This is a genomic window from Microbacterium telephonicum (assembly GCF_003651225.1).
Classification (GTDB): Bacteria; Actinomycetota; Actinomycetes; order Actinomycetales; family Microbacteriaceae; genus Microbacterium; species Microbacterium telephonicum.
The window spans coordinates 618,181-641,114 of record NZ_RCDB01000001.1; the positions used below are offsets into that span (position 1 = coordinate 618,181).

Genomic DNA, 22,934 nt, shown 5'->3' on the forward strand with positions numbered 1-22,934 from the left:
CACCACCAAGAAAGGAAATGCAATGAAGCTCACTCGGAAGGTGATGCTGACGGTCGCCGCCATCGTCACCGCCGGCTCCTTGGCCTCCTGCTCGGGCACCGCCGCCCCCACCCGGAGCGCGATCGACGAGTTCCCCGACAAGTGGGACGACGAGATCACGATCGACGTCTTCGACGGCCTCGCGAACTACATGGGCATCCAGCAGGGCTGGTTCGCCAAGATCGTGAAGGACAAGTTCAACATGAAGCTCAACATCATCGCGCCCAACGTGGCCGGTGGTGGCGACACCCTCTACAACACCCGCGTCGCGGCGGGTGACCTCGGCGACATGATCATCACCGACAAGGGGCAGAAGCTCGACGAGCTGGTCCAGGGCGGCCTGGTCATGGACGTCTCCGACATCTACCCGGCGATGGACAACGCCGCCGAGTACGACGCCGCCGTGCAGAACCTCGCGGGCGAGTCGGGTGGCATCTACGCCTTCCCGACGTCGGTGTCTTCGCTCAAGCCGACCGAGGCGTCGGAAGGTCTGAACCCGACCTTCGGCCCCTTCATCCGCTGGGATCTGTACAAGCAGCTCGGCTACCCGGAGCTCGGCACCCTCGAGGACCTGATCCCGGTGCTCGAGCAGATGCACGAGCTCGAGCCGACCGCCCCCAACGGCAAGCCGACCTATGCCTTCTCCCTGTTCAAGGACTGGGACGGCAACATGATGAACAACGCGAAGCAGCCCGCGACGTTCTACGGCTACGACGAGATGGGCTTCGTGCTCGCCCAGGCCGACGGCTCGGACTACCAGTCGATCCTCGACGCCGACAGCGGCTACATCCGCAGCCTCCGCCTCTACTTCGAGGCGAACAAGCTCGGCCTCGTCGACCCGGAGTCGACGACGCAGAACTACGACACGCTGTACTCGAAGTTCCAGAACGGGCAGGTCATGTTCTCGTGGTGGCCGTGGCTGGGACAGACCGCGTACAACACCGAAGACAACATGGCCGCCGGCAAGGGCTTCGAGATCGCGCCGGTGGCCGACCAGAAGATCTTCTCCTACGGCGCCGAGGCCTACGGCGGCAAGCAGGTGTTCGCGATCGGCTCGAAGGCCGAAGACCCGGAGCGCATCGCCGCCTTCATCGACTGGCTCTACTCGCCCGAGGGCGCGTACGCCAACAGCGCGCAGACGCAGGGCTCCGCGGGACCGCAGGGTCTCACGTGGGACCTCAATGCCGAGGGCGAGCCGGAGCTCACCGAGTTCGGCAACCAGGTGTTCCTGCAGGGTGGCGGCAACGTGCCCGAGGAGTGGGGCGGCGGCGACTACGCCGACGGCGTCTCGGCCCTGAACGCACCGTCGGTGCTTCCGGTGTCGGTCGACCCGGCCACCGGCTTCCCGTACAGCTACACGTTCTGGCCGTCGTACCAGGAGGCCACCGCCAACGCGCTGTCCGAGGACTGGTCGGCGCAGATGGGCGGCGCCACCTCGACGATGGAGTACCTGCAGAACGCCGACCAGATCACGGTCGCACCGGGCGCCAGCTACACCGCCCCCGCCGACTCGTCCGAGATCGAGACGCTGCGCAACCAGGTCAAGGCCGTCATCGTGCAGTACTCGTGGCAGATGGTGTTCGCGACCAGCGACAGCCAGTTCGACTCGCTGCTCAAGGAGATGCAGGACACCGCCGCGGGCCTCGGCTACGACAAGGTGCTCGAGGTCGACATGGCCAACGCGAAGGACCAGAACGACCAGCGCGTCGCCATCGCGAAGGAGTTCGGCTGAGCCGCTGATCGGCTGATCTGCTGATCTGCTGATTCGAGGGCCCGGGGCTTGCGCTCCGGGCCCTCTCGCGTGCCGTCGGCGTGCGTGGACGTTCCGTGTCACACGAACGGCCGTCCCGGTGGGTGTGGGGCGCCCTTCGTGTGACATGCGGATGCGGGATGTCAGCATCCGTGGTCACCGCATCCGCGTGTCACACGAACGGCCGCCCGGGCGTGCGCGGGGAGACCGTTGGCGTGACATGCGGATGCGGGGTGTCACACGAATGGCCGCGAACCGCAGTTGGGGGCGACCGTTTGCGTGACATGCGACGGGCGGCGTCGGCTCGCGCCGCTGGTCAGTCCTGGGGCGGGCCGAGGCGGTCTTCGTCGACGGGGGCGGCGTCGTAGCGAGCGTAGACGGAGCGGAACAGGAACGCGGTGCCGTAGGCGCCCACCGAGAAGGCGACGGTCAGCACGATGACCCAGAACAGCGGGAAGATCACGGTGATCGCCACGACGGTGATCGGGATGATGAGGATGCCGAACGTGCGCACCGGTTCGGCGGCCGGCAGCAGCAGCGCGTTCTTCAGCGTCTGTCGGAAGCCGTTGCGGAACTTCGCGACCAGCGCCATCGCGTGCAGGAACGCCGCGAAGACGTACACCGCACCGGCGGCGGAGATGATGACGGCGCCGATCGCGAGGGGCTCGGGGCTCGCCGCCCAGAACGCCGTGGAGAAGGCCAGCATCACGAACGGCACCAGCAGCGAGAGTCCGAGAAGCGTCGCCCGCGGGAAGTTCCGCGTGAAGGCGGGGAAGTAGTCGGCGACCGGGCGTCCGCTCTCGTCGTCGGAGTAGCGGATCGTCACTTCGTACAGCGCGCTCGTGGCCGCGGGGATCGTCACGACCGGCACGCACGAGACGATGTACATCACGTTGAGGGCGACGAAGGCGAGGAAGCCGGTGATGCCGCCGAGGGTGCGACCCTCCGGATCGATCTTCACGCCGGCACCTCGGCCGCGGCCGCGCCGGATGCCGACACCCCGGCCGCAGCCGCGCCGGCCGCGTGCGCACCCGAGGCCAGCCGGGGGGCCAGCAGCTGCACGCGCGCAGTCTCCGCGCCGTCGAGCAGCGCGAGCACGGTGCGCGCGCCGGCCGCTCCGAGCTCTTCGGCGGGGATGTCGATCGTGTCGGTGAGTCCGGCCACCGACTGCGCGAGATCGAGCGGCGCGAGTGCGATGACGTCGGTGCGGGTGCCGCGTTCGCGGTCGAGGCGCGCGAGTCGCGCCATGACGAAGGGCAGGGCGGCCTCGTTGTGCACGAGGAACGCGGTGATGTCGGCATCCGCCGCGACCTGCTGCACGACGTCGACGCTCGCGACCGAGCTGGGCGTCGCGTGCACCGTGCCGACGATGCCGTGCGCGGTGCAGCCGGCGAGGAATCCGCGGGTGAGACGCTCCGCGTACGACGTGTGGCGCTCGAGCACCTCGGCGGGGGCGCCGAGCAGTGCGACGCGCGTGTGGCCGAGCGCCGCGAGGCGCTGCGCGGCGAGGTGTCCGGCGGCCTCGAAGTCGAAGTCGACGCACGAGACGGCCTCGGCGCCGTCGGGCAGTCCGATCAGCACGCTGGGTGTCGAAAGCTGCGACAGCGACGCGAGGCGGGGGTCGTGCGATTCGATGTCCATGACCAGCAGCGCGTCGACCGCCGAGGCTCGGGCCGCCCGCTCGAGGCCCGCGGCGTCGTCGCTCGTGAGCAGCAGGATGTCGTACTGGTGCGCGCGCGCCTCGCGCACGACGCCCGCGACGATCTGCATGACCACGTGCACGTCGACGCCCGCCCGCAGCGGCGCCTGCAGTCCGATGACGTTGGTCGCGCGCGACGCGAGCGACCGGGCGCTCGCGTGCGGGCTGTAGGCGAGGTCGGCGATGGCCTGTTCGACGCGCGAGCGGGTCTCCTGCGAGATCGTGCGCTTGCCGCTCATGACATACGACACGGTCGAGATCGAGACCCCCGCCGCGTGGGCGACATCGGCGATCGTGGCCATCAGGACTCCTCAGCTTCGATGATCGTCGGCTCGTGCGGCTGCACGGTGCGCCGGACGGTTCCGATGCCGGGCCCGGTCATCTCGACCGTACCCCGGCGCGCGGCGTGCACCCGCACGCGCACGAGACGCGACTGCGCCCACTCCAGGTCGACGGCGTACCCGCCGCGGGCGCGGATGCCGGTGACCCGACCGTCCGTCCACGTCGGCGGCAGTGCCGGGAGCAGTCGCAGGATGCCGTCGTGCGACTGCACGAGGGCCTCGGCGATCGCGGCGGTGAGGCCGAGGTTGCCGTCGATCTGGAACGGCGGATGCGCCGCGAACAGGTTGTCGTAGACCCCGCCGCGATGCGCGCCCGCGTCGTCGGCGGCGGGACGCAGCGTGAGCCCGACCAGCTGTTCGACCCGCGCGCCGTCGCGGAGCCGCGCCCACATCGCGGCGCGCCAGGCGAGCGCCCAGCCGCTGGATTCGAGGCCGCGCCCGCGGATCGAGGTCGCGGCGGCGTCGGCGAGGTCGGGGGTGGCGTCGGGCGTCACCTGCGCGAAGGGGAACAGGCCGACCAGGTGCGACAGGTGTCGGTGCTCCGGCTCCGCCTCGACGCGGGGCCGGTCCCATTCCAGGACGGCGCCGTCCGAGCCCACCTGCGGATCGGGCAGCAGCGCGGCGAGTCGGTCGAGGTCCGTCTGCCAGGGGGCGTCGACCCCGAGTGTCGCCGCCGCCTCCGTGCACACCCGCGCGAGCTCGCGCACGAGCGCGACGTCCATGGTCGCGGACTGCGCGACGGCGCGCGGGACGCCGGCCGCGTCGAGGTAGTGGTTCTCGGGCGACGTCGACGGAGCGGTGCGCGCGACGTCGTCGCCGACCTCCGCCCACGACAGCACGAACCGCGCGGCGCCCTCCAGCGCCGGCCACGCCGCGCGCAGCTCGGCGAGGTCGCCGCGGAACGCGAACGCGTCGGCGTGGTGCAGCACGAGCCAGACGCCGCCCCACGGCCAGAACGCCCACGCCGGGTCGCCGTGGCCGTCGCCGACCGGCGCGGCGAAGCCCCACGCGTCGGAGTTGTGGTGCATCGCCCACCCCGAGACCCCGTGCAGCTCCTGCGCGACGCGCGGACCGCTGGTCTCCGCCACTCGACGCACGAAACGCAGCAGCGGCTCGTGGCACTCGCCGAGACCGGTGACCTCGGCCGGCCAGTACGCCATCTGCAGGTTGATGTTCGTCGTGTACGCGCTCGACCACGGGCCCGGCAGCTCGGCGTTCCAGATTCCCTGCAGATTCAGCGGCACCCCGCCCGGCTGCGACGAGGCCATCAGCAGGTAGCGGCCGTAGTGGAACGCGAGCGCGGCCAGCGACGGCGGCGGGGCCCCGTGTGCGCGCGCGATCCGATCGGCGGTGTCGTGGGTCCCGTCGGAATCGGCGTGCGGGACCTCGAGTGCGCACCGCCGGTACTGCGCGCGGTGCGCGGCGAGGTGGGCGTCGAGGTCGACCGGCGCAGCCGCAACCTCGCGCGCCCGGATGACGGCATCCGACCCGTCGCCCGGCAGTCCCGGCAGCGACGGAGACGTCGCCGTGCCGATCGTGAGCACGTGCACGGATGCGGGTGCCGTCACGAGTTCGCCGTCGTCCACCGTGTGGGCGCCGGCGGTGGCGACGACGACGGCGCCGATGCGTCCGCGCTGCGCGTCGTACCGCACCGGTTCGGCGGGGCTCTCGTGGCCGGGAGCGACGTCGACGGGCAGCATCCAGCGGCCGACGAGCGGGGCGGATGCCGCCTCCGCCGGCGTGGGCTCAGCCGCAGGCGCATCCGCCGTCGCGGGGGCGAGCAGGCTCCCGAGACGCACGCGCAGCGTGACGGGGCGGTCGGCGGTCACGCGGTGCACGAGCGCCCCGGTGACCCGGTCGGCCCAGGTCTCGTGCCGCACGACCGCGCCGTCGTCGCCGTAGCGGTGGGCGGCGACGCCGGTGTCGAGGTCGAGCGTGCGCACGTGCGCGCCCCCGGCGCCCGCGCCGTCGACCTCCAGTTCGAGCCAGGCGAGGGGCAGGTAGGCCTGCGCCCACGGCGCCTGCTGCCGTCGGATGCGCTCCTCGGCGCCCGCGACGTCGCCCGCGTCGAGGGCGGCGCGGATCGCGGCCAGCGCCGCGGGTCCCTTCTCATCGATGCCCGCGAGGGGGTCGGTCTCCGCCGTGCCCGACCAGGCGGTGGCGTCGTTGAGCCAGAGTCGCTCGCCGCCGCGACGCCCCTCGCACATTGCGGCGCGCACGCCGTTGCCGACCGGCAGCGCGTCGGTCCAGCGCTGCGCCGCGCGCGTCGAGCGCAGCGTGTGGAGGGCGGCGTGGGCCGCGGCTGACGTCATCGTCACTCCTTCTCCGCGGATGCAGGACGCGGGGTCGTGTGGCTAGTATATGGTGAAATTGTTGAAGCGCTTCGACAGTTCGCCGACGGCGGCGACTGCGAGCAGACGGACACGAGCGAAGAAGCGTCCCATGCACGAGAACCCCCCTCCCGCCGGAGCGGAGCGCTTCGCCGCGCTCACCGCCGACCGCGGCATCCTTTTCGGCGGCGACTACAACCCCGAGCAGTGGCCGCGGGAGACCTGGCGCGACGACGTCGCGCTCATGCAGCGCGCGGGCGTGAACCTCGTCACCGTCGGCGTCTTCAGCTGGGCGATGCTCGAGCCGACGCCCGGGGCGCGCGACTTCGGCTGGTTCGACGAGGTCCTGGACCTCCTGCACGAGGGCGGAATCGCCGTCGATCTCGCCACCCCGACGGCGTCGCCGCCGCCGTGGCTCGGCATCCGGCATCCCGAGACCCTCCCCGTCGACCGCGACGGCGTGCGGCTGGTCGCCGGCTCCCGCAACCAGTTCGCCCCGGCGTCGCGCGTCTACCGCGCCGCAGCGCTCGCGATCACCCGCGACCTCGCCGAGCGCTACCGCGACCATCCGGCGGTGCGGATGTGGCACGTCGGCAACGAGTTCGGCCAGCTCGACCACGGTAATGAGGCCGCGCGCTCCTTCCGCGACTGGCTCCGCGCCCGCTACGGCACGATCGACGCGCTCAACGCGGCGTGGGGCACGGCCTTCTGGTCGCAGCGCTACGCCGACTTCGACGAGATCCTGCCCCCGCGACGCGCGCCCTACCTCATCAACCCGACGCAGTCGCTCGACTTCCGGCGGTACACCTCCGACGAGCTGCGTGCCTGCTACCGCGAGCTGCGCGACGCGATCCGCGCGACCGGCGCGGCACAGCCGATCACGACGAACTTCATGGGCCCGTTCCACCACGCCGACTACTGGACGTGGGCGGACGACGTCGATGTCGTCAGCGACGACCAGTACCCCGACCCCGCCGACCCCGACGCCCCGGCCGACATCGCCTTCGCGCAGGACCTCGTGCGTGGACTCGGCGGCGGCGCCCCGTGGGTGCTGATGGAGCAGGCGATCAGCGCCGTGCAGTGGCGGCCGCACAACCTGCCGAAGACCCCCGCCCGGGCGCGGCTCGACTCGCTGCAGGCGGTCGCCCGCGGCGCCGACGGCATCTGCTTCTTCCAATGGCGGCAGTCCACCGCCGGGTCGGAGGCGTTCCACTCCGCGATGCTGCCGCACGCCGGCGCCGACACCGACGTCTTCGCCGGAGTGTGCCGGCAGGGCGCCGACCTGCAGCGACTGCGCCCCGTCGTCGGCGGCCGGATCGCGGCGCGCACGGCGCTGCTGTGGGACTGGCCGTCGTGGTGGGCTGCCGACGAACCCGCGCGCCCGACCACCCGCCTCGACTCGCTCGCCGAGACCCAGCGCTGGTACCGGGCGCTGTGGCGCCGGGACGTCGCGGTCGACGTGGTGCGCCACGGTGCCGATCTGAGCGCCTACGACGTCGTCATCGTGCCGCACGCCTACCTGCTCGAACCGAATGCGGCGAGCGCGCTGGCCGATGCCGCCGCGCGCGGCGCGCAGGTCGTGATCGGGGCCTTCAGCGGGGTCGCCGACCGCAACGCCCACGTGCTCGCCGGCCGTTCGCCCGCTCTCCTGCGCGAGATGCTCGGCGCGAGCGGCGAGGAGTGGGCGGGACTTCCCGACGGCGGCGTGCCCGTCGCGCTCGCCGCTCCCGCGCTCGCCGCCGCCGGCGGCTCGGATGCCGCTCCCTTCGCCGGTGCCGCGACCGCCGGCATCCTGGCCGACAAGCTGCGCAGCGACGGCGCCGAGGTGCGCGCGACCTTCGCGTCCGGCGACCTCGCCGGGCGCCCGGTGATCACCCGCCACGGCGGCGCCTGGCACGTGGCCGCCGTGCTCGGCGATGACCTGCTCGACCACGTGATCGGCGAGGTGCTCGCCGCCGCGCGGGTCGCCGGCGCCGTCGACGGCCTGCCGCCGCACGCCGAGGCCGTGCGCCGCGGCGACGCGCTGTTCCTGCTCAACCGCGGCGACGCTCCGGTCGTCGCCCGCGTTCCCGGCACCCACACCGACCTCCTCACCGACGAGACCATGCACGACCTCGTGACGATCGCCCCCTGGGACGCACGAGTCCTCATCGAAAGGCACACCCCGTGAAGTTCACCGACGGCTACTGGCTCACCCGGCCCGGCATCACGCCCCTCTACGCGGTCGAGGTCGACGACATCCGGGTCGACGCCGCGGCCGGCACCCTGACGGTGTACGCGCCGACGACGACCATCCGCCACCGCGGCGACACCCTCAACCGGCCGATGATGACGACGACGTTCTCGTCGCCCGCCCCGGGGGTCGTGAAGGTGCGCGTGCAGCGGCACGCCGGCGCCGCGCACCGCGGCCCCGACTTCGCGGTGACCGGCGTGGACGGCTTCGTCCCCGACGTGCGGGCCGACGAGCAGGAAGGCGTGCTGGATGCCGGCGACCTGCGCGTGCGCGTCACCCGCGGGGGCGCGTGGCACGTCGCGTTCGAACAGGGCGACCGTGTGCTGACGACCTCGCTGCCGCGCTCGATCGGGCACATGACGGGGGAGGGCGCGCCGGGCGTGGCCCCCACGTGGGTGCACCAGCAGCTGTCGATCGAGCCGGGAGAGCGCGTCTACGGCTTCGGCGAGCGCTTCGGCGCCTTCACCAAGAACGGCCAGGTCGTCGACACGTGGAACGCCGACGGCGGCACCTCGAGCGAGCAGGCCTACAAGTCGGTGCCGTTCTATCTCACGAGCCGCGGCTACGGCGTGTTCGTCGACAGCCCGGATGCGGTCTCGTTCGAGGTCGGCTCCGAGGTGAACTCCCGCGTGCAGTTCTCGGTGCCGGGGGAGACGCTGGACTACTACGTCATCGCCGGGCCCGAGCCCAAAGACGTGCTGCGCCGCTACACCGCCCTCACCGGTCGCCCCGCCCGCGTGCCGGCCTGGTCGTTCGGGCTGTGGCTGACGACCTCGTTCACGGCCGCGTACGACGAGCAGTCGGTGACCGAGTTCGTCGACGGGATGGCGCAGCGCGACCTGCCGCTGTCGGTGTTCCACTTCGACTGCTTCTGGATGCGCGAGTACCAGTGGACCGACTTCGAATGGGACTCCCGCACCTTCCCCGACCCCGACGGTCAGCTCGCGCGTCTGCACGAGAAGGGCCTGAAGGTCTCGGCCTGGATCAACCCCTACATCGCGCAGCGCTCCGCCCTGTTCGCCGAGGCCGCGGAGAAGGGCTACCTGCTGAAGACCGCCGACGGCGGTGTGTGGCAGTGGGACCTGTGGCAGGCCGGCATGGGAATTGTCGACTTCACGAACCCCGATGCGGCCGAGTGGTACGCCGGGCACCTGCGCCGCCTCGCGCGGCAGGGCGTCGACAGCTTCAAGACGGACTTCGGCGAGCGCATCCCCACCGAGGGCGTCGTGTGGCACGACGGGTCCGACCCGCAGCGCATGCACAACTACTACCCGCAGCTGTACAACGAGGTCGTCTTCCGCGTGCTCGAGCAGGAGCGCGGCGCCGGCGAGGCGGTGCTCTACGCGCGGTCGGCGACCGCGGGCGGCCAGCAGTTCCCGGTGCACTGGGGCGGCGACAACGACTCCACGCTGCTGTCGATGGCCGAGACCCTGCGCGGCGGACTGTCGCTCGCGATGAGCGGATTCGGCTACTGGAGCCACGACATCGGCGGCTTCGAGGGCACCCCGGATGCCGGTGTGTTCAAGCGCTGGCTCGCCTTCGGGCTGCTCTCCTCCCACTCGCGGCTGCACGGCTCGAGCACCGTCCGCGTGCCGTGGGCGTTCGACGACGAGGCCGTCGAGGTGACGCGTCGCTTCACGACGCTGAAGCTCCGTCTCATGCCGTATCTCGCGCGGGTCGCCGAGGAGGCCCACACCGACGGCGTCCCGATGATGCGGCCGCTCGTGCTCGAGTTCCCCGGCGACCGCGCCACCCACGACGCCGACGTGCAGTACCTGCTCGGCGACCGGCTGCTGGTGGCCCCCGTCTTCACGGCGTCGGGTGACGTCGAGTACTACCTGCCCGAGGGGCGGTGGACGTCGCTGCTGCACGGTGATGTGGCCCAGGGCGGCCGCTGGGTGGGCGAGAACCACGGGTACGACTCGGTGCCGCTGCGCGTGCGCCCCGGCACCGTGCTCCCGTGGGGTGCGCGCGAAGACCGGCCCGACTACGACTGGGCCGACGGCGTGACGCTGCGCTGCTTCGCCCTCCCCGACGGCTATGACGCCGAGACCGTCGTCCCCGGCCACGCCGGCGCTCCCGCGACGACGTTCCGCGTGCGTCGGGAGGGCACCCGCATCACGGCGACGTCCGCCGACGCGCGGGCGGGCTGGAGCCTGCAGCTCGGCGAGGAGTCCGTCACCGCCGACGGTGCCGGTGAGCTGCAGATCGAGGTGCCGGCATGAGCGGCGAGGCGTTCCGGCGCACCGACGTGCCCGTCGCGGACCGCGCCCGCGATCTGCTCGGGCGGCTCACCCGCGAAGAGCGCATCGCGATGCTGCACCAGGCGATGCCCGCGATCGACCGGCTCGGCATCCGCGCGGCCCACACCGGCTGCGAGGCCCTCCACGGCCTCGCCTGGGTGGGCACCGCGACGGTGTTCCCGCAGCCGGTGGGCCTGGCGGCCACGTGGGATCCGGCCTTCGTCACCCGGGTCGCCGAGGTCGTCTCGACCGAGGTGCGCGCCAAGCGCGCTTCGGGCGTCGACGTGGGACTGAACGTCTGGGCGCCCGTGGTCAACACGCTCCGGCATCCGCTGTGGGGGCGCAACGAGGAGGGCTACTCCGAGGACCCGCATTACACGGGCCAGCTCGGCGCCGCCTACAGCCGCGGCCTGCGCGGCGACCACGAGCGCGTCTGGAAGACCGTGCCCTCGCTCAAGCACTTCCTGGGCTACAGCAACGAGACCGACCGCTCCGCGACGTCGTCGGAGATGTCGCTGCGCACCCTCCACGAGGAGGAGCTGCCCGCCTTCCGCGACGCGATCGAGCGGCAGGCTGCCGGCAGCATGATGCTCGCCTACAACCGGGTCAACGGCACCCCCGCGCACACGCAGCCCGAGCTCGTCGCCGAGGCGCGCCGCTGGAGCGACGAGTCGATCGCGATCGTCTCGGATGCCGGTGCTCCCACGTTCCTCGTCACCATCCAGGGAGCCCAGCCCGACCAGGTGCACGGCGCGGCGGCGCTGATCACCGGCGGCATGGACTCGTTCACCGACAACGACCAGAACGCGCAGCCCACGATCGGTTACGTGACGCAGGCGCTCGACGACGGGCTGCTCACGGATTCCGACGTCGACCGGGCGGTGCGGCGGCTGCTCGAGATGCGCGTGCGCACCGGCGAGTTCGACGGCGACGCCGACCCGTACGCGGGGATCACCGCCGACGACCTCGACACCTCCGCCGCGCGCGAGCTCGCCCGCGACGCCGTCGCCCGCCAGGTCGTCGTGCTGCGCAACGACCGCGGCGTGCTGCCGCTGGCGGATCCGGCATCCGTCGCCGTCGTCGGACCGCTCGCCGACCTCGTGCTGACCGACTGGTACTCGGGGACGCCCCCGTACGCGATCGGGATCGCCGAGGGTGTGCGGGGCCGGTACCCGGCGGCGCGCGTCGAGACGGTCACCGGCGCCGACACCGTCGCGCTGCGCGCACCCTCCGGCTACGTCGCGGCCTCGGCCGACGGCGCCGTCGTCGACGCGGTCGCCGCCGAGCGGTCTGCGGCGACGCTGTTCGACGTCACCGACTGGGGTGACGGCATCCTGACCCTCCGCTCGCACGCGAGCGGACTGCTGCTGACCGGCGGAGCCTGGCCGATGCGCGCCGACGCATCCCGGGTGGGCGGCTGGGTCGTGCAGGAGAGCTTCCGCCGGCACGTGCACCCCGACGGCACGTGGTCGCTGCTGCACCTCGGCTCGGGCCGCTGGGTGCGCGTCGTCCGCGAGGTCGGACTGCTCGTCGCCGAGGCCGTCACCCTCGACGACGCGACCCGCTTCGCACCGGAGACCGTCGCCGTGGGCCTCGACGAGGTCGCGCGCGCCGCCGAGGCGGCCGACGTCGTGATCGTCGCCGTCGGCAACGACCCGCACCTGTCGGGACGTGAGACCGCCGACCGGCCGCACCTGCTGCTGCCCGCGGCGCTCACCGACATCTGGCGCGCCGCGCGCACCGCCAACCCGCGCAGCATCCTCACGGTCGTCTCGAGCTTCCCCTACGTGCTGGCCGGTGCCGCGGATGCCGAGACCGTCGTCTGGTCGAGCCACGCCGGCCAGGAGCTCGGTCGCGGACTGCTCGACGTGCTCTCCGGCGACCGGGAGCCCGTCGGGCGCCTCGCCCAGTCGTGGCCCGCCGACCCCGCGCAGGCCGGTGACCTGTTCGACTACGACACCCGGCGGCAGCAGGCGACGTACCGGCACCAGCCGGAGCCCTACGCGTTCGCGCTCGGTCACGGGCTCGGCTACGGCAGCGTCGCGTACGCCTCGGTGGCGCTGGATGCCGCGTCGGTGCCCGCGCCGGCGCCCACCCACCGGCATCCGCTGCTGGATCCTCGCGCGGACGAACGCGTCGTCACCGCGACGGTGACGGTGCGCGGCGACGCCGACCGGGCCGTCGAGGAGCTCGTGCAGGTGTACGCCCTCGCGCCCGGGCTTCCGATCGCCGCGCCGCGCCGACTGCTGCTCGGCTACGCGCGCGTGCGGGTGGAGCCGGGGGAGGAGCGCACCGTCTCGGTGTCGTTCGCCGTCGCGCGCCTCGCGGTGTGGGACGACGCGCTGCGCCTGCCGGATGCGCCGGCCGACTGGCTGCACGAGGGCGCGCTGCGCGTGCAGCCCGGCACGTACCGGATCGCCGCCGGCGGCTCCGCCGACGCCCTGCCCGTGTCGACGGAGCTCGTCGTCACGCACTGACCCCGGGCGCGCGCGTGCCCGCGGATGCCCGCGGGGCGCGTGTGCGTGCCTGTGCGGGTGGTGGGGCGGGCCGGTGCCGGTCAGGCGGCGGGGAGCAGCACCCACACCCGGGCGCCGCCGGCGGGGGCGTCGTCGATGCCGATGCCGCCGCCGTGCGCGCTCACGATGTGCCGGCACGTCGACAGTCCGATGCCGAGGCCCGGTGCCTCGGTGTCGGAGCCGCGGGCGAGCAGCTCGAAGACGCTCTCGCGCTCGTCGGCCGGCACGCCGGGGCCGTTGTCGTCCACGGTCACGAGCACGCCGAGCGACGTGTCCTGCGCCGTCACCTCGATGAACGGGGCCGCGCCGGCCTGCGGCGCGAACTTCAGCGCGTTGGCGACGAGATTCTGGAAGACGACGCGCAGCAGCGTCGGGTCGCCGAGCACGGCGAGGTCGGCATCCACGTCGACGACGACGGTCGCCCCCGACGAGCGGATGGCGGCGTCGAGGTCTTCGAGTGCGCCGCCGAGCACGGTGGTGAGCTCGACGCGGTCGCGTTTGGGCTGCGCGCCGCCGACGCGCGCGTAGTCGAGCAGGTCGGTGACCATCGCCGTCATCCGGCCGGCGGCGTTCTCGGCCTGCGCGATCGCCCGCGCGGAGTGCGGCGCCTGCGCCATCTCGGGGCTGTCGGCGGCGATCTCGAGGTAGCCCACGAGTGCCGTCAGGGGGTTGCGCAGATCGTGGCTCACGCGGCCCGCGAACGAGGCGAGCTGCTCGTTGGAGCGGCCGAGCTCGCGCGTGAGGCGGCGCAGCTCGAGCACGTCGACGACCTGCCCGGCGAGCAGCGCGAGCGCTTCGCTCTGCGACTGCTTCAGCTCGCCGGACTCGTCGTCGAAGACGCACAGCGTGCCGATGATGATGCCGTCGGGGGTGCGCAGGGGGCTCGACGCGTAGAAGCGGACGAGCGCGATCTCGCCCGTGACGAACGGGTTCGCCGCGAAGCGGTCGTCGAAGCGCGCGTCGGGCACCTCGATCTGCCGCTTCTCGACGAGCACGGCGGTGCACATGGAGTCCTTGCGCGAGCACACGCCCGGCGCGAAGCCGACCGACGCGACCTGGTGCTGGTGGCGGTCGTCGATGATGTTGATGACGGCCTTCGGCACGCCGCACACGCTCGCGGCGAGCTGCACGAGCCCGTCGAGGTCGTCGGGCGCCGGCCCGTCGAGCAGCTCGTACTGCGCGATCTTGTCGACCCGCGCGCGGTCCTCGAGTGTCGTCGTCACACCGGTCTCCCCATCGACGTGTTCAGCCAGCTCAGCCTATCCGCGCCGCACGCCCCCGGGCGCGCGGGCGGCGCCCCGCCGCTCACCAGGCGCTTGTGGTGGGGTGTTGGGCGCCCGCGTCGCCCAAGCTGACCGGTGAGCACACGGATGCTGCGCGCCCGCCCCGCTCACCAGGCGCTTGTGGTGGGGTTTGCGGCCGCCGGGTCACCGAAACTGCCTGGTGAGCGAGAGTGTTGCGGTGGCACCGCTCACCAGGCGCTTGTGGCGGGGTTTGCGACCGCCTGCCCACCGAAGCTGACTGGTGAGTCGGCGTGTTGAGGTGGCACCGCTCGCCAGACGCTTGTGGCGAGGTTTCCGGCGCCCGGGCCGCCGAATCCGACTGGCGAGCGCGGATGCCGGCGCCTCCCGCCCCGCCTCACCAGGCGCTTGTGGCGGGAGTTCCGGCATCCGGGGCGCCGAAAGTGACCGGTGAGCGCGCGCCGCGGAGTCCGGACCTCAGCCGACGGCGGTGCGCACGGTCGCGCGGGCGAGGCGCTCGTCGGACGCCGTCACGGGGTGAACCGCGCCGACGATCTCGAGGGACGTCTCGGTCTCGCGGTCGACGCACGAGCCGCCGACCCACAGCTCGACGGTGCCGGGTTCGACGATGCGCGCGCCACCGCGTCCCGTGAACGCGAGACGCGTGGTCGGCACGACGAAGTCGACCACCGCCGACTCGCCCGGCGCGAGCGTGACACGCTGGTACGCGAGCAGCTGCGCGACCGGCCGCGCGACGCTGCCGACCACATCCCGCCCGTACAGCTGCACGACGTCGTCCGCGGTGCGCGTGCCGGTGTTGGCGACCGTCACGGATGCCGTGAACGACGCACCGGCATCGACCACCGCATCCGCCCGCAACCCGCTGCGCACGAACGTCGTGTACGACAGGCCGTACCCGAACGGAAGGGTCGGGGTGCTGTCGGCGCTCGTGATCTCCGATGCGCCGCCGAGCCGCGGATGCAGATAGGAGTACGGCTGGGCGCCCGCCGACCGCGGCAGCGACACCGGCAGCCGCCCCGACGGGACGACCCGGCCGGAGAGCACTCCGGCGATCGCGGCGCCGCCCTCCTCGCCGGGGAAGAACGCCTGCACGACCGCGGCGGGACGCAGCGGTCCGTCGACGGCCCAGTCCAGCGCGTACGGACGACCCGACAGCACGACCATGACCACCGGGGTGCCGGTGGTCACGAGCGCCTCGACGAGCTCGCGCTGCACACCGGGCAGGTCGAGGCTCTCGACGTCGTTGCCCTCGCCGACCGTGCCGCGGCCGAATAGCCCCGCGCGGTCGCCGACCACGACGACCACCGCATCCGCCGATCCCGCCGCCCGCACGGCGTCGGGGAACCCGCAGCGGTCGTCGCCCGTCGCATCGCACCCGGCGCGCACGGTGATCCCGGCGCGCGGCATCTCGTCGCGCAGCGCCGCCAGGACGCTCGGGATCTCGAAGCCGAGCGCGTGCCCGGGATGGTGGGCGAGCACGTGGTTCGCGAACGAGTAGCAGCCCATGAGCGCTTCGGCGGCATCCGCGTTCGGACCGACGACGGCGATCCGCATGCCGTCCTCGTCGCCGAGCGGCAGCGCGCCGTGGTTCGTGAGCAGCACGACCGACTCCTCGGCGAGCCGGCGCGCGATGTCGCGATGGGCCGGGGTGTCGAGGTCGATGCTCGTCGGGGCCGTCTCGAACGTCTCGTCGAGCAGCCCCAGCTCCTCTTTCTGCGTGAGCACGCGGCGCACCGCGGTGTCGACGAGCGCGATGTCGACGCGGCCGTCGCGCACGGCGGCGGCCAGCGGAGCGGTGAACGCGTCGCCCGTGGGCAGCTCGACGTCGAGCCCCGCCGCGAGCGCGAGGGCCGCCGCCTCGCCGAGGTCGCCGGCCACCCCGTGCATGGTCTGCAGGAACGCGACCGAGAAGTAGTCCGACACTACGACGCCGTCGAACCCCCACGTCTCGCGCAGCAGCCCGGTGAGCAGCTCGCGGGACGACGCGACGGGGATGCCGTCGAGGTCCGTGTAGGAGTTCATGACGCTGCGGGCCCCGCCGTCGCGGACGGCCATCTCGAACGGTGGAAGGAACACGTCAGCGATCTCGCGCGGCCCCGCGTGCACGGGAGCGTGGTTGCGCCCCGCCTGAGAGGCCGAGTAGCCGACGAAGTGCTTGAGCGTCGCGTGCACGCCGGCATCCTGGAGTCCGCGCACATAGGCGGTGCCGATCGTGCCGACGACATAGGGGTCTTCGGCGATGCACTCGTCGACGCGGCCCCAGCGCGGGTCGCGGATGACGTCGAGCACCGGAGCGAGTCCCTGGTGGATGCCGAGCTGCCGCATCGAGGCGCCGATCGCCCGCCCCATCTCGGCGACGAGGTCGGGGTCGAAGGCAGCCCCCCACGCGAGCGGCGTCGGGAAGGTGGCCGCCTTCCACGCGGCCAGGCCCGTGAGGCACTCCTCGTGCACGATGGCGGGGATGCCGGGGCGGGTCTGCGTGCGCAGCCGCCGCTGTTCGTTCCACAGCCACGCGGCGCGCTCGACCGGGTCGACCGGCCGGGTGCCGTAGACGCGGGTGAGATGCCCGATGCCGTGGGTGGTGGCATCCTCGTACCGCGTCGAGGCGACCATCTCGCCGGCCATCGGCGCGACGACCTCGCCGCCCTGGTCCACCCAGTAGCCCACCAGCTGCGCGAGCTTCTCGTCGAGGGTGAGGTCGGCGAGGATCGCCTCCACGCGTGCCGAGGCCGTCATCCCTTCACCGCACCGGTGAGGCCGCCGACGATCCGGCGCTCGAAGACGCTGAAGAACACGAGCGCCGGGATCATCGACAGCGATGTGAAGGCGAGCACCTTCGCGGTGTCGACGGAGTACTGCGACGAGAACGCCTGCACGCCCAGCGGCAGGGTGAATGTCGACTGGTCGTTGAGGATGTAGAGGGGCAGCAGGTAGCTGTTCCAGCTGCCGATGAAGGCCAGGATGCCGACTGTGATGACGCCCGGCAGTGCCAGCGGCAGCACCATCCGCCAGAAGAAGCCGAGTCGGCTGCATCCGTCGATGAAGGCGGCCTCCTGGATCTCTTCGGGGATCGACCGCAGGAACGGTACCAGGATGATGATCGTCGTCGGCAGTGCGAACGCGATCTGCGGCAGGATGACGCCGGTCAGCGAGTTCATGAGCCCGAGCGAGCGCACCACGATGTACAGCGGTGTGATCGCGACGGTGAGCGGGAACATGAGGCCGGCGGCGAAGAGCGCGTACAGGGCCCCGCGCCCCCGGAACCGGTAGCGCGCGAGCGGGTAGGCGGCCATCAGCCCCAGCGTGACGACGCCGATCGTGGTCGCGACGGCGGCGATGGTCGAATTGAGCACCTCGCGCCAGAAGACAGGGCCGCCGAGCACGTCGAGGTAGTTCTGCACGACCCACGGCGACGGCCAGCCGGACGGATCGACGGTGATCTGCGCGTTCGTGCGGAACCCGCCGATGATGATGTACAGGATCGGCGCGAGCATCAGCGCGATCACGAGCAGTGCGATGAAGTAGACGACGGGGCTCGTCCAGCCGAGGGGGCGGCGCGGGGCGCCGGCGCGGCGGTCCGGTCGACCGCCCGCGGGGGACGGCGCAGGGCGGGCGGACGCGGCGAGCGCGGTCATCGGGCGGGCCTCTCGGTGAGGGCGCCGTCGGTGTCGCGGCGCAGGACGTAGCGCTGATAGATCAGGGCGACCACGAGCGAGATGAGGAACAGCACGACGGCGACCGCGTTGCCGTATCCGAAGGCGCCCGCGTTGCGGCCGTTGGCGACCATGTAGGTGACCATCGTGGAGGTGCCGGCCGTCGAGGCGATGTACTGGCCCCAGATGATGTAGACGAGGTCGAACAGCTGCAGTGCGCCGATGATCGACAGGAACGCCCAGATCCGCAGCGTCGGCGCGAGCAGCGGCAGGGCGATGCGGCGCTGGATCTGCCAGAACGAGGCCCCGTCGAGGGCGGCCGCCTCGTAGAGCTCTTCGGGGATGCCCTGGAGCCCGGCGAGGAACAGGATGACGGCGAAGCCGATGTACTTCCAGGTGAGGATCGCCATGAGCGTCCAGATGGCGATGTCGGGATCGGCCAGCCAATCCTGCGCGAGGGCGCCGAGCCCGATGCCGGTGAGGAAGTCGTTGAGCGCGCCCTGCGTCTGCAGCATGAGGCTGAGGCCGGTGCCGACGACGACCTCGGAGATGACGTACGGCACGAAGATGAGCACGCGGATGAGCGACTGCCCCCGCATCCGGCGGTTCAGCAGCAGCGCCAGCAGGATCGCCGCCGGCCCCTGCAGCACGAGCGAGGCGACGACGATGAACGCGTTGTGCCCGAGGGCTTCCTGGAACTGCGGATCGGTGAGGATCACGACGTAGTTCTGCAGGCCGACGAAGTCGGTGGCCGGCCCGTATCCGCTCCACCGGAAGAAGCCGTAGTAGGCGGCCATCACGACGGGGAAGATGACGAATCCGAGGAAGAAGATCGTCGCGGGGCCCACCAGCAGGGCGATCTCGAGGCGGGCGGACCAGCCGGCGGAGCGGTGCGGACGTCGGCGCGGCGGGGACGGGGGCGGCACCGGGCCACCCCCGTCCTGCGGCGCGACACCCGCCGACGGCGGCGCCGTCAGTGTGTGCGCGCGTGCGGTCATGTGCGTACTCAGCCCTTCTTGCCGGCCTGGTTGGCGGCGTCGACGAGCTGTTCGGGCGTGCTCTGGCCGGCGAGCAGGTCGACGACGGCGACGTTGAGCGCGTTGCCCACGTTCTGGCCGAGGATCGTGTCGAGCCACTGCGAGACGAACGGCGCCTTGTTGTAGGCCTCGAGGATCTGCTGCAGGTAGGGCTCGGTGACCGACTTCTGGGCCTCGGTGTTCACCGGCGGCGAGGAGAACGCCTTGTAGTAGGCGACCTGCTGCGCGTCGGAGCCGATGAAGTTGAGGAAGTCGGCGCACTCCTTCGGCGCCTGCGCCGAGCACGAGTAGCCGTCGACGCCGCCCATCATCGAGCCGGGCTCGCCCTTGCCGCCGTCCACCTCGGGGAAGGGGTACCAGGCGAGGTCGGCCAGGGGCTGCTGGTCGGGGGTGAGCGAGGCGATCACGCCCGGGTCCCACGCGCCCATCAGCTCGCCGCCGGCCTGGTGGTTGGCCACGAGTCCCGCCGAGCTGCCGGCGCCCTGTTGCGCCGACGTCGTGAGGAAGCCCTCGTTGAACGGCTCGGTCTTCGCGAACGCGTCGAGGTCCTCGGCGGCCTTCAGCCAGCAGGCGTCGCTGAAGTCCTTCGAGTCGCCGGTCTCCTCCATCGTCTTCGGCGCGCACTCGCGGATCGCGAACCAGTAGAACCAGTGCGCGGCCGGCCATGCGTCCTTCGCGCCGAGTGCGAGGGGCGCGACGCCGATGCCCTTGAGCTTGTCGTTCGCGGCGACGAGCTCGTCGACCGTCGTCGGGTTCTCGGTGACCCCGGCCTGCGTGTACAGGTCCTGGCTGTAGAAGATGCCGCCGGGCAGCACCGACAGGGGCATCGCCCAGACGCGGTCCTGGTACGTCTCGGCCTTGAACGAGCCCTCCGAGATGTTGTCCTTCGCCTCGCCGGCGATCGTGTCGGTCAGGTCCATGAGCTGGCCGGCGTTCACCATCGCGGTCATCTTGCCGCCGCCGCGCTGCAGGAAGATGTCGGGCGGGTCGCCCGCGTTCAGCGCGGTCTGCAGCTTGCCGTCCATGTCTTCGTTCTGCACGGACTGCATCTCGATCGTCACGTTCGGGTTCTCCTCCTCGAACGCGGCGATCGCATCGGTCCAGTACTGCTGACCCGGACCGGTCGTGGAGTTCTGCCACAGCGTCATGCTGACGGTGCCGTCGCCGGAGGCGTCGGATCCGCCGCCACCGGAGCAGCCGCTCAGCGCCAGGGCGCCGATCGCCAGGATCGCGGAGCCCGCGAGAAGCGTGCGCGTCTTCATGTGATTCCCCTCATCATCGAGTCGCACCTCGGCCGTCGAGGTGTCGGGCACATCTGCGCGGTGGTGCCCCGCGCGACCCCGGTGTCCCGGGTCGGCATTAGTTTGCGGAAGCAACAAACGCGGTGTCAAACGTTTTCGAAAACGGTTTCCATCCCATAGGCTCCTCGCATGCAGCGCCGCGCCACCATCCACGACGTCGCCCGCGATGCGGGTGTCTCCGTCTCGACCGTCTCCAAAGCGGTCAACGGCCGGTACGGCGTCGCGGGTGAGACCCTCGAGCGGGTGCTCGCCTCGGTGCAGAAGCTGGGGTACGCGTCGAGCCTCATCGCCAGCAGCATGCGCTCCTCGCGCACCGGGGTGATCGGCGTGCTCGTGGCCGACTTCGAGCCGTTCAGCACCGAGGTGCTCAAGGGTGTGAGCGCCGCGCTGCGCGACCGTCCGTTCGACCTGCTCGCCTACAGCGGCACGCAGGGGCCGGAGTCCGCGGGGTGGGAGCGGCGCTCGCTCAGCCGGCTCAGTGGCACGCTCATCGACGGCGCGATCATCGTCACTCCGACGGTCGTGAACGTTCCGGTGGAAGTGCCGATCGTCGCCGTCGACCCGCACACCGGTCCCGCCGACCTGCCGACGGTCGAGGCCGACAGCTTCGGCGGTGCGCTCCAGGCGGTGCGCTCGCTCATCGACCTGGGGCACACGCGCATCGCGTTCGTCGCCGGCCGTGGCGACCTGCGCTCGTCGATCGCCCGCGACGCCGGCTACCGCCGGGCGCTGGCGGATGCCGGCATCCCGTTCCGGCCCGATCTGATCGCGATCGGCAGCTACGAGACGGAGGCGGGGCGCGAGGCCGCGCGCTCGCTGCTGACCCGCGCCGGCCGGCCGACCGCGATCTTCGCCGCCAACGACCTGTCGGCGCTCGCCGTCATCGACGTCGCCCGGGAGCTCGGCCTCGACGTGCCGCGGGACCTCTCGGTCATCGGCTTCGACGACGTGCCCGAGGCCTCGCAGGCCACTCCGGCCCTGTCGACCGTCCGTCAGCCGATGAAGCGGATCGGGGCGGCGGCCGCATCCATGCTGCTGACGATGCTCGACGGCGGCGAGGTGCCGCAGACGCACCTGCGGCTGCCCACACGGCTCGTCGACCGCGGCACGACCGCGCCCCCGCCGACGGCCCTGGCCTGAGCGCGGCGAGGCCGGGCTCACCCGGCGCTTGTGGTGGGTGTTTCGGTGTCCCGGGCGCCGAAAGTGACGGGCGAGGGCGCGGATGCCGCCCCGCCCCGCGCCCGCTCACCAGGCGCTTTTGGCGGGGCGCCCGGCATCCGGGCCGCCGAAAGTGACGGGTGAAGCGGATGCGGCGGGGTCAGCCGACGGGGTCGCGCAGCAGCGGGGCGAACGCGGCCTCGGCGGCGCCGATGAGCAGGCGGTCGCCGGCGAGGGCGGCGGAGAGGATGCGCAGCCCCTCGCCGTTGGCCGACATCGCCTGCGCGCGCACGGTGTCGACGAGGTCCGACCCGCTGAACTCCGCGATCATCGCGAGGAACCCGCCGAGCACGATCACCTCGGGGTTGAGCACGTTGACGGCGTTGGCGAGGGCGGTCGCGAGGATGCGGCGCTGCCGTGACAGCTCGGCCACGACGGCGGGGTCGTCGGATGCGGTGAGCGCGGCGCGCAGGCCCGCGTCGTCGGCGCCCGGCAGGCGCAGCACCGCGAGCAGGCGCGCGCGGCTGACCTCGTCCTCGAGCACGCCGTCGGCGTCGCGGCGGTCCGCGCCGTCGGCGATGCCCGGCCGGTTCTGTCCGAACTCGCCGGCGTAGCCGCGCGCGCCCGTGACGGGGATGCCGTGCACGATGACGCCGCCGCCGATGCCGGACGCGCCGCCGTTGAGGTAGACGACGTCCTCGATTCCGTGGGCGGCGCCGAACAGGTGCTCGGCGAGGGCGCCGAGCGACGCGTCGTTATCGATCGCGACGGGCAGGTGCACGGCATCCGACACGAGGTCGCGCAGCGGCGCGTCGGTCCAGTCGAGGTGCGGGGCGCGGCGCACCAGCCCGTCGGCGGCGCGTACGAGGCCGGGCACGGCGAGGCCGACGCCGACGATGCGGGCGTCCGCGAGCACGTCCTGCCGCCACGCCGCGACCCGGTCGGCGATCAGCCGCGCCGTCGCTTCGGGTGAGATGAGGCCGGACTGCTCGTGCCGCTCGCGCACGACGATGCGGCGGTCCAGGCCCACGGCGGCGATCTCGACGGCATCCACCTCGGGGTTGGCGGCGATCGCGACAACACCCGGATGGGCCGACACGATCGGGGAGGGGCGGCCGACGCGGCGTTCGGAGTTCGCGGAGGTCGGTGCCTCTTCGCGCACGATGCCGGTGTCGACGAGTTCGGTCACCAGGTCGGCGATCGTCGAGCGGTTGAGGCCGGTCTCCTCGGTGAGCGCCGAACGCGATCGGGGGCCGCCGAGGTGCACGCTGCGCACGAGCCGGGCCAGGTTGCGCTGACGGACGCTGTCTTCCACGCCTCCATCGTAGTATGTTGGAGCAAGCAACAATTGGGTCACCACGCGCAAAGGAGC

General features: G+C 72.3%; 14 protein-coding genes. 5 read left to right on the forward strand and 9 right to left on the reverse strand.

Annotated features, from left to right (window positions below):
* The first annotated feature begins 22 nt into the window (after positions 1–22).
* A complete protein-coding gene (locus tag C7474_RS03065) occupies positions 23–1,771 on the forward strand; it encodes a type 2 periplasmic-binding domain-containing protein (RefSeq protein ID WP_121057466.1) in 1,749 nt (582 codons plus the stop codon).
* Between the two features lie 334 nt (positions 1,772–2,105).
* Here the strand turns inward: C7474_RS03065 and C7474_RS03070 are convergent, their stop codons facing one another.
* The 3 genes from C7474_RS03070 to C7474_RS03080 are packed head-to-tail and all read right to left on the reverse strand — an operon-like array spanning position 2,106 to position 6,141.
* Complete coding sequence (locus C7474_RS03070; RefSeq protein WP_121057467.1) at positions 2,106–2,750, reverse strand: YesL family protein; 645 nt, start codon at positions 2,748–2,750, stop codon at positions 2,106–2,108.
* Positions 2,747–3,790 (reverse strand): LacI family DNA-binding transcriptional regulator, encoded by a 1,044-nt coding sequence (locus C7474_RS03075; RefSeq protein ID WP_121057468.1) that lies wholly within the window; start codon positions 3,788–3,790, stop codon positions 2,747–2,749. Before C7474_RS03075 ends, C7474_RS03070 begins: the two co-directional genes overlap by 4 nt.
* Positions 3,790–6,141 carry a glycosyl hydrolase family 95 catalytic domain-containing protein gene (locus tag C7474_RS03080; protein WP_121057469.1) on the reverse strand — a complete coding sequence of 784 codons (2,352 nt, stop codon included), beginning with the start codon at positions 6,139–6,141 and terminating at the stop codon, positions 3,790–3,792. The genes C7474_RS03075 and C7474_RS03080 overlap by 1 nt, the downstream gene beginning before the upstream one ends.
* A 130-nt stretch (positions 6,142–6,271) precedes the next feature.
* Here C7474_RS03080 and C7474_RS03085 point away from each other — a divergent pair, with 130 nt between their 5' ends.
* Genes C7474_RS03085 through C7474_RS03095 form a run of 3 tightly spaced genes read left to right on the forward strand, consistent with a single transcriptional unit; the run spans position 6,272 to position 13,112 of the window.
* Entirely contained in the window at positions 6,272–8,329 is a 2,058-nt protein-coding gene (locus C7474_RS03085) for a beta-galactosidase (protein WP_121057470.1), read from the forward strand.
* Positions 8,326–10,617 carry an alpha-xylosidase gene (gene yicI / locus C7474_RS03090; RefSeq protein WP_121057471.1) on the forward strand — a complete coding sequence of 764 codons (2,292 nt, stop codon included), beginning with the start codon at positions 8,326–8,328 and terminating at the stop codon, positions 10,615–10,617. Before C7474_RS03085 ends, yicI begins: the two co-directional genes overlap by 4 nt.
* Positions 10,614–13,112 (forward strand): glycoside hydrolase family 3 C-terminal domain-containing protein, encoded by a 2,499-nt coding sequence (locus tag C7474_RS03095; protein ID WP_121057472.1) that lies wholly within the window; start codon positions 10,614–10,616, stop codon positions 13,110–13,112. The genes yicI and C7474_RS03095 overlap by 4 nt, the downstream gene beginning before the upstream one ends.
* 80 nt (positions 13,113–13,192) lie before the next feature.
* Here the strand turns inward: C7474_RS03095 and C7474_RS03100 are convergent, their stop codons facing one another.
* The 5 genes from C7474_RS03100 to C7474_RS03120 form a co-directional block, all read right to left on the reverse strand.
* Positions 13,193–14,374, reverse strand: coding sequence for a GAF domain-containing sensor histidine kinase (locus C7474_RS03100; RefSeq protein WP_121057473.1), 1,182 nt, complete (start codon positions 14,372–14,374; stop codon positions 13,193–13,195).
* 495 nt (positions 14,375–14,869) lie between these two features.
* Entirely contained in the window at positions 14,870–17,149 is a 2,280-nt protein-coding gene (locus C7474_RS03105; protein ID WP_121057474.1) for a beta-xylosidase/alpha-l-arabinosidase, read from the reverse strand.
* A complete protein-coding gene (locus C7474_RS03110) occupies positions 17,146–18,048 on the reverse strand; it encodes a carbohydrate ABC transporter permease (RefSeq protein ID WP_121057475.1) in 903 nt (300 codons plus the stop codon). The genes C7474_RS03105 and C7474_RS03110 overlap by 4 nt, the downstream gene beginning before the upstream one ends.
* Entirely contained in the window at positions 18,045–19,064 is a 1,020-nt protein-coding gene (locus tag C7474_RS03115; RefSeq protein WP_121057476.1) for a carbohydrate ABC transporter permease, read from the reverse strand. The genes C7474_RS03110 and C7474_RS03115 overlap by 4 nt, the downstream gene beginning before the upstream one ends.
* A gap of 8 nt (positions 19,065–19,072) precedes the next feature.
* Positions 19,073–20,365 (reverse strand): ABC transporter substrate-binding protein, encoded by a 1,293-nt coding sequence (locus tag C7474_RS03120; RefSeq protein WP_121057477.1) that lies wholly within the window; start codon positions 20,363–20,365, stop codon positions 19,073–19,075.
* 168 nt (positions 20,366–20,533) lie between these two features.
* Here C7474_RS03120 and C7474_RS03125 point away from each other — a divergent pair, with 168 nt between their 5' ends.
* Positions 20,534–21,544, forward strand: coding sequence for a LacI family DNA-binding transcriptional regulator (locus C7474_RS03125; protein WP_121057478.1), 1,011 nt, complete (start codon positions 20,534–20,536; stop codon positions 21,542–21,544).
* Positions 21,545–21,722: 178 nt separating this feature from the next.
* Here C7474_RS03125 and C7474_RS03130 read toward each other — a convergent pair whose 3' ends face one another.
* Positions 21,723–22,877: an ROK family protein gene (locus C7474_RS03130; RefSeq protein ID WP_121057479.1), complete on the reverse strand. Its 1,155-nt coding sequence runs from the start codon at positions 22,875–22,877 to the stop codon at positions 21,723–21,725.
* Positions 22,878–22,934: the final 57 nt, after the last annotated feature.

Bases quoted from the DNA above. Each gene is read 5' to 3' on its own strand.
- C7474_RS03065 (WP_121057466.1), top strand. From the start codon at position 23: ATGAAGCTCACTCGGAAGGTGATGCTGACGGTCGCCGCCATCGTCACC.
- C7474_RS03075 (WP_121057468.1), bottom strand. From the start codon at position 3,790: ATGGCCACGATCGCCGATGTCGCCCACGCGGCGGGGGTCTCGATCTCG.
- C7474_RS03080 (WP_121057469.1), bottom strand. From the start codon at position 6,141: ATGACGTCAGCCGCGGCCCACGCCGCCCTCCACACGCTGCGCTCGACG.
- C7474_RS03085 (WP_121057470.1), top strand. From the start codon at position 6,272: ATGCACGAGAACCCCCCTCCCGCCGGAGCGGAGCGCTTCGCCGCGCTC.
- C7474_RS03095 (WP_121057472.1), top strand. From the start codon at position 10,614: ATGAGCGGCGAGGCGTTCCGGCGCACCGACGTGCCCGTCGCGGACCGC.
- C7474_RS03105 (WP_121057474.1), bottom strand. From the start codon at position 17,149: ATGACGGCCTCGGCACGCGTGGAGGCGATCCTCGCCGACCTCACCCTC.
- C7474_RS03110 (WP_121057475.1), bottom strand. From the start codon at position 18,048: ATGACCGCGCTCGCCGCGTCCGCCCGCCCTGCGCCGTCCCCCGCGGGC.
- C7474_RS03115 (WP_121057476.1), bottom strand. From the start codon at position 19,064: ATGACCGCACGCGCGCACACACTGACGGCGCCGCCGTCGGCGGGTGTC.
- C7474_RS03120 (WP_121057477.1), bottom strand. From the start codon at position 20,365: ATGAAGACGCGCACGCTTCTCGCGGGCTCCGCGATCCTGGCGATCGGC.
- C7474_RS03125 (WP_121057478.1), top strand. From the start codon at position 20,534: ATGCAGCGCCGCGCCACCATCCACGACGTCGCCCGCGATGCGGGTGTC.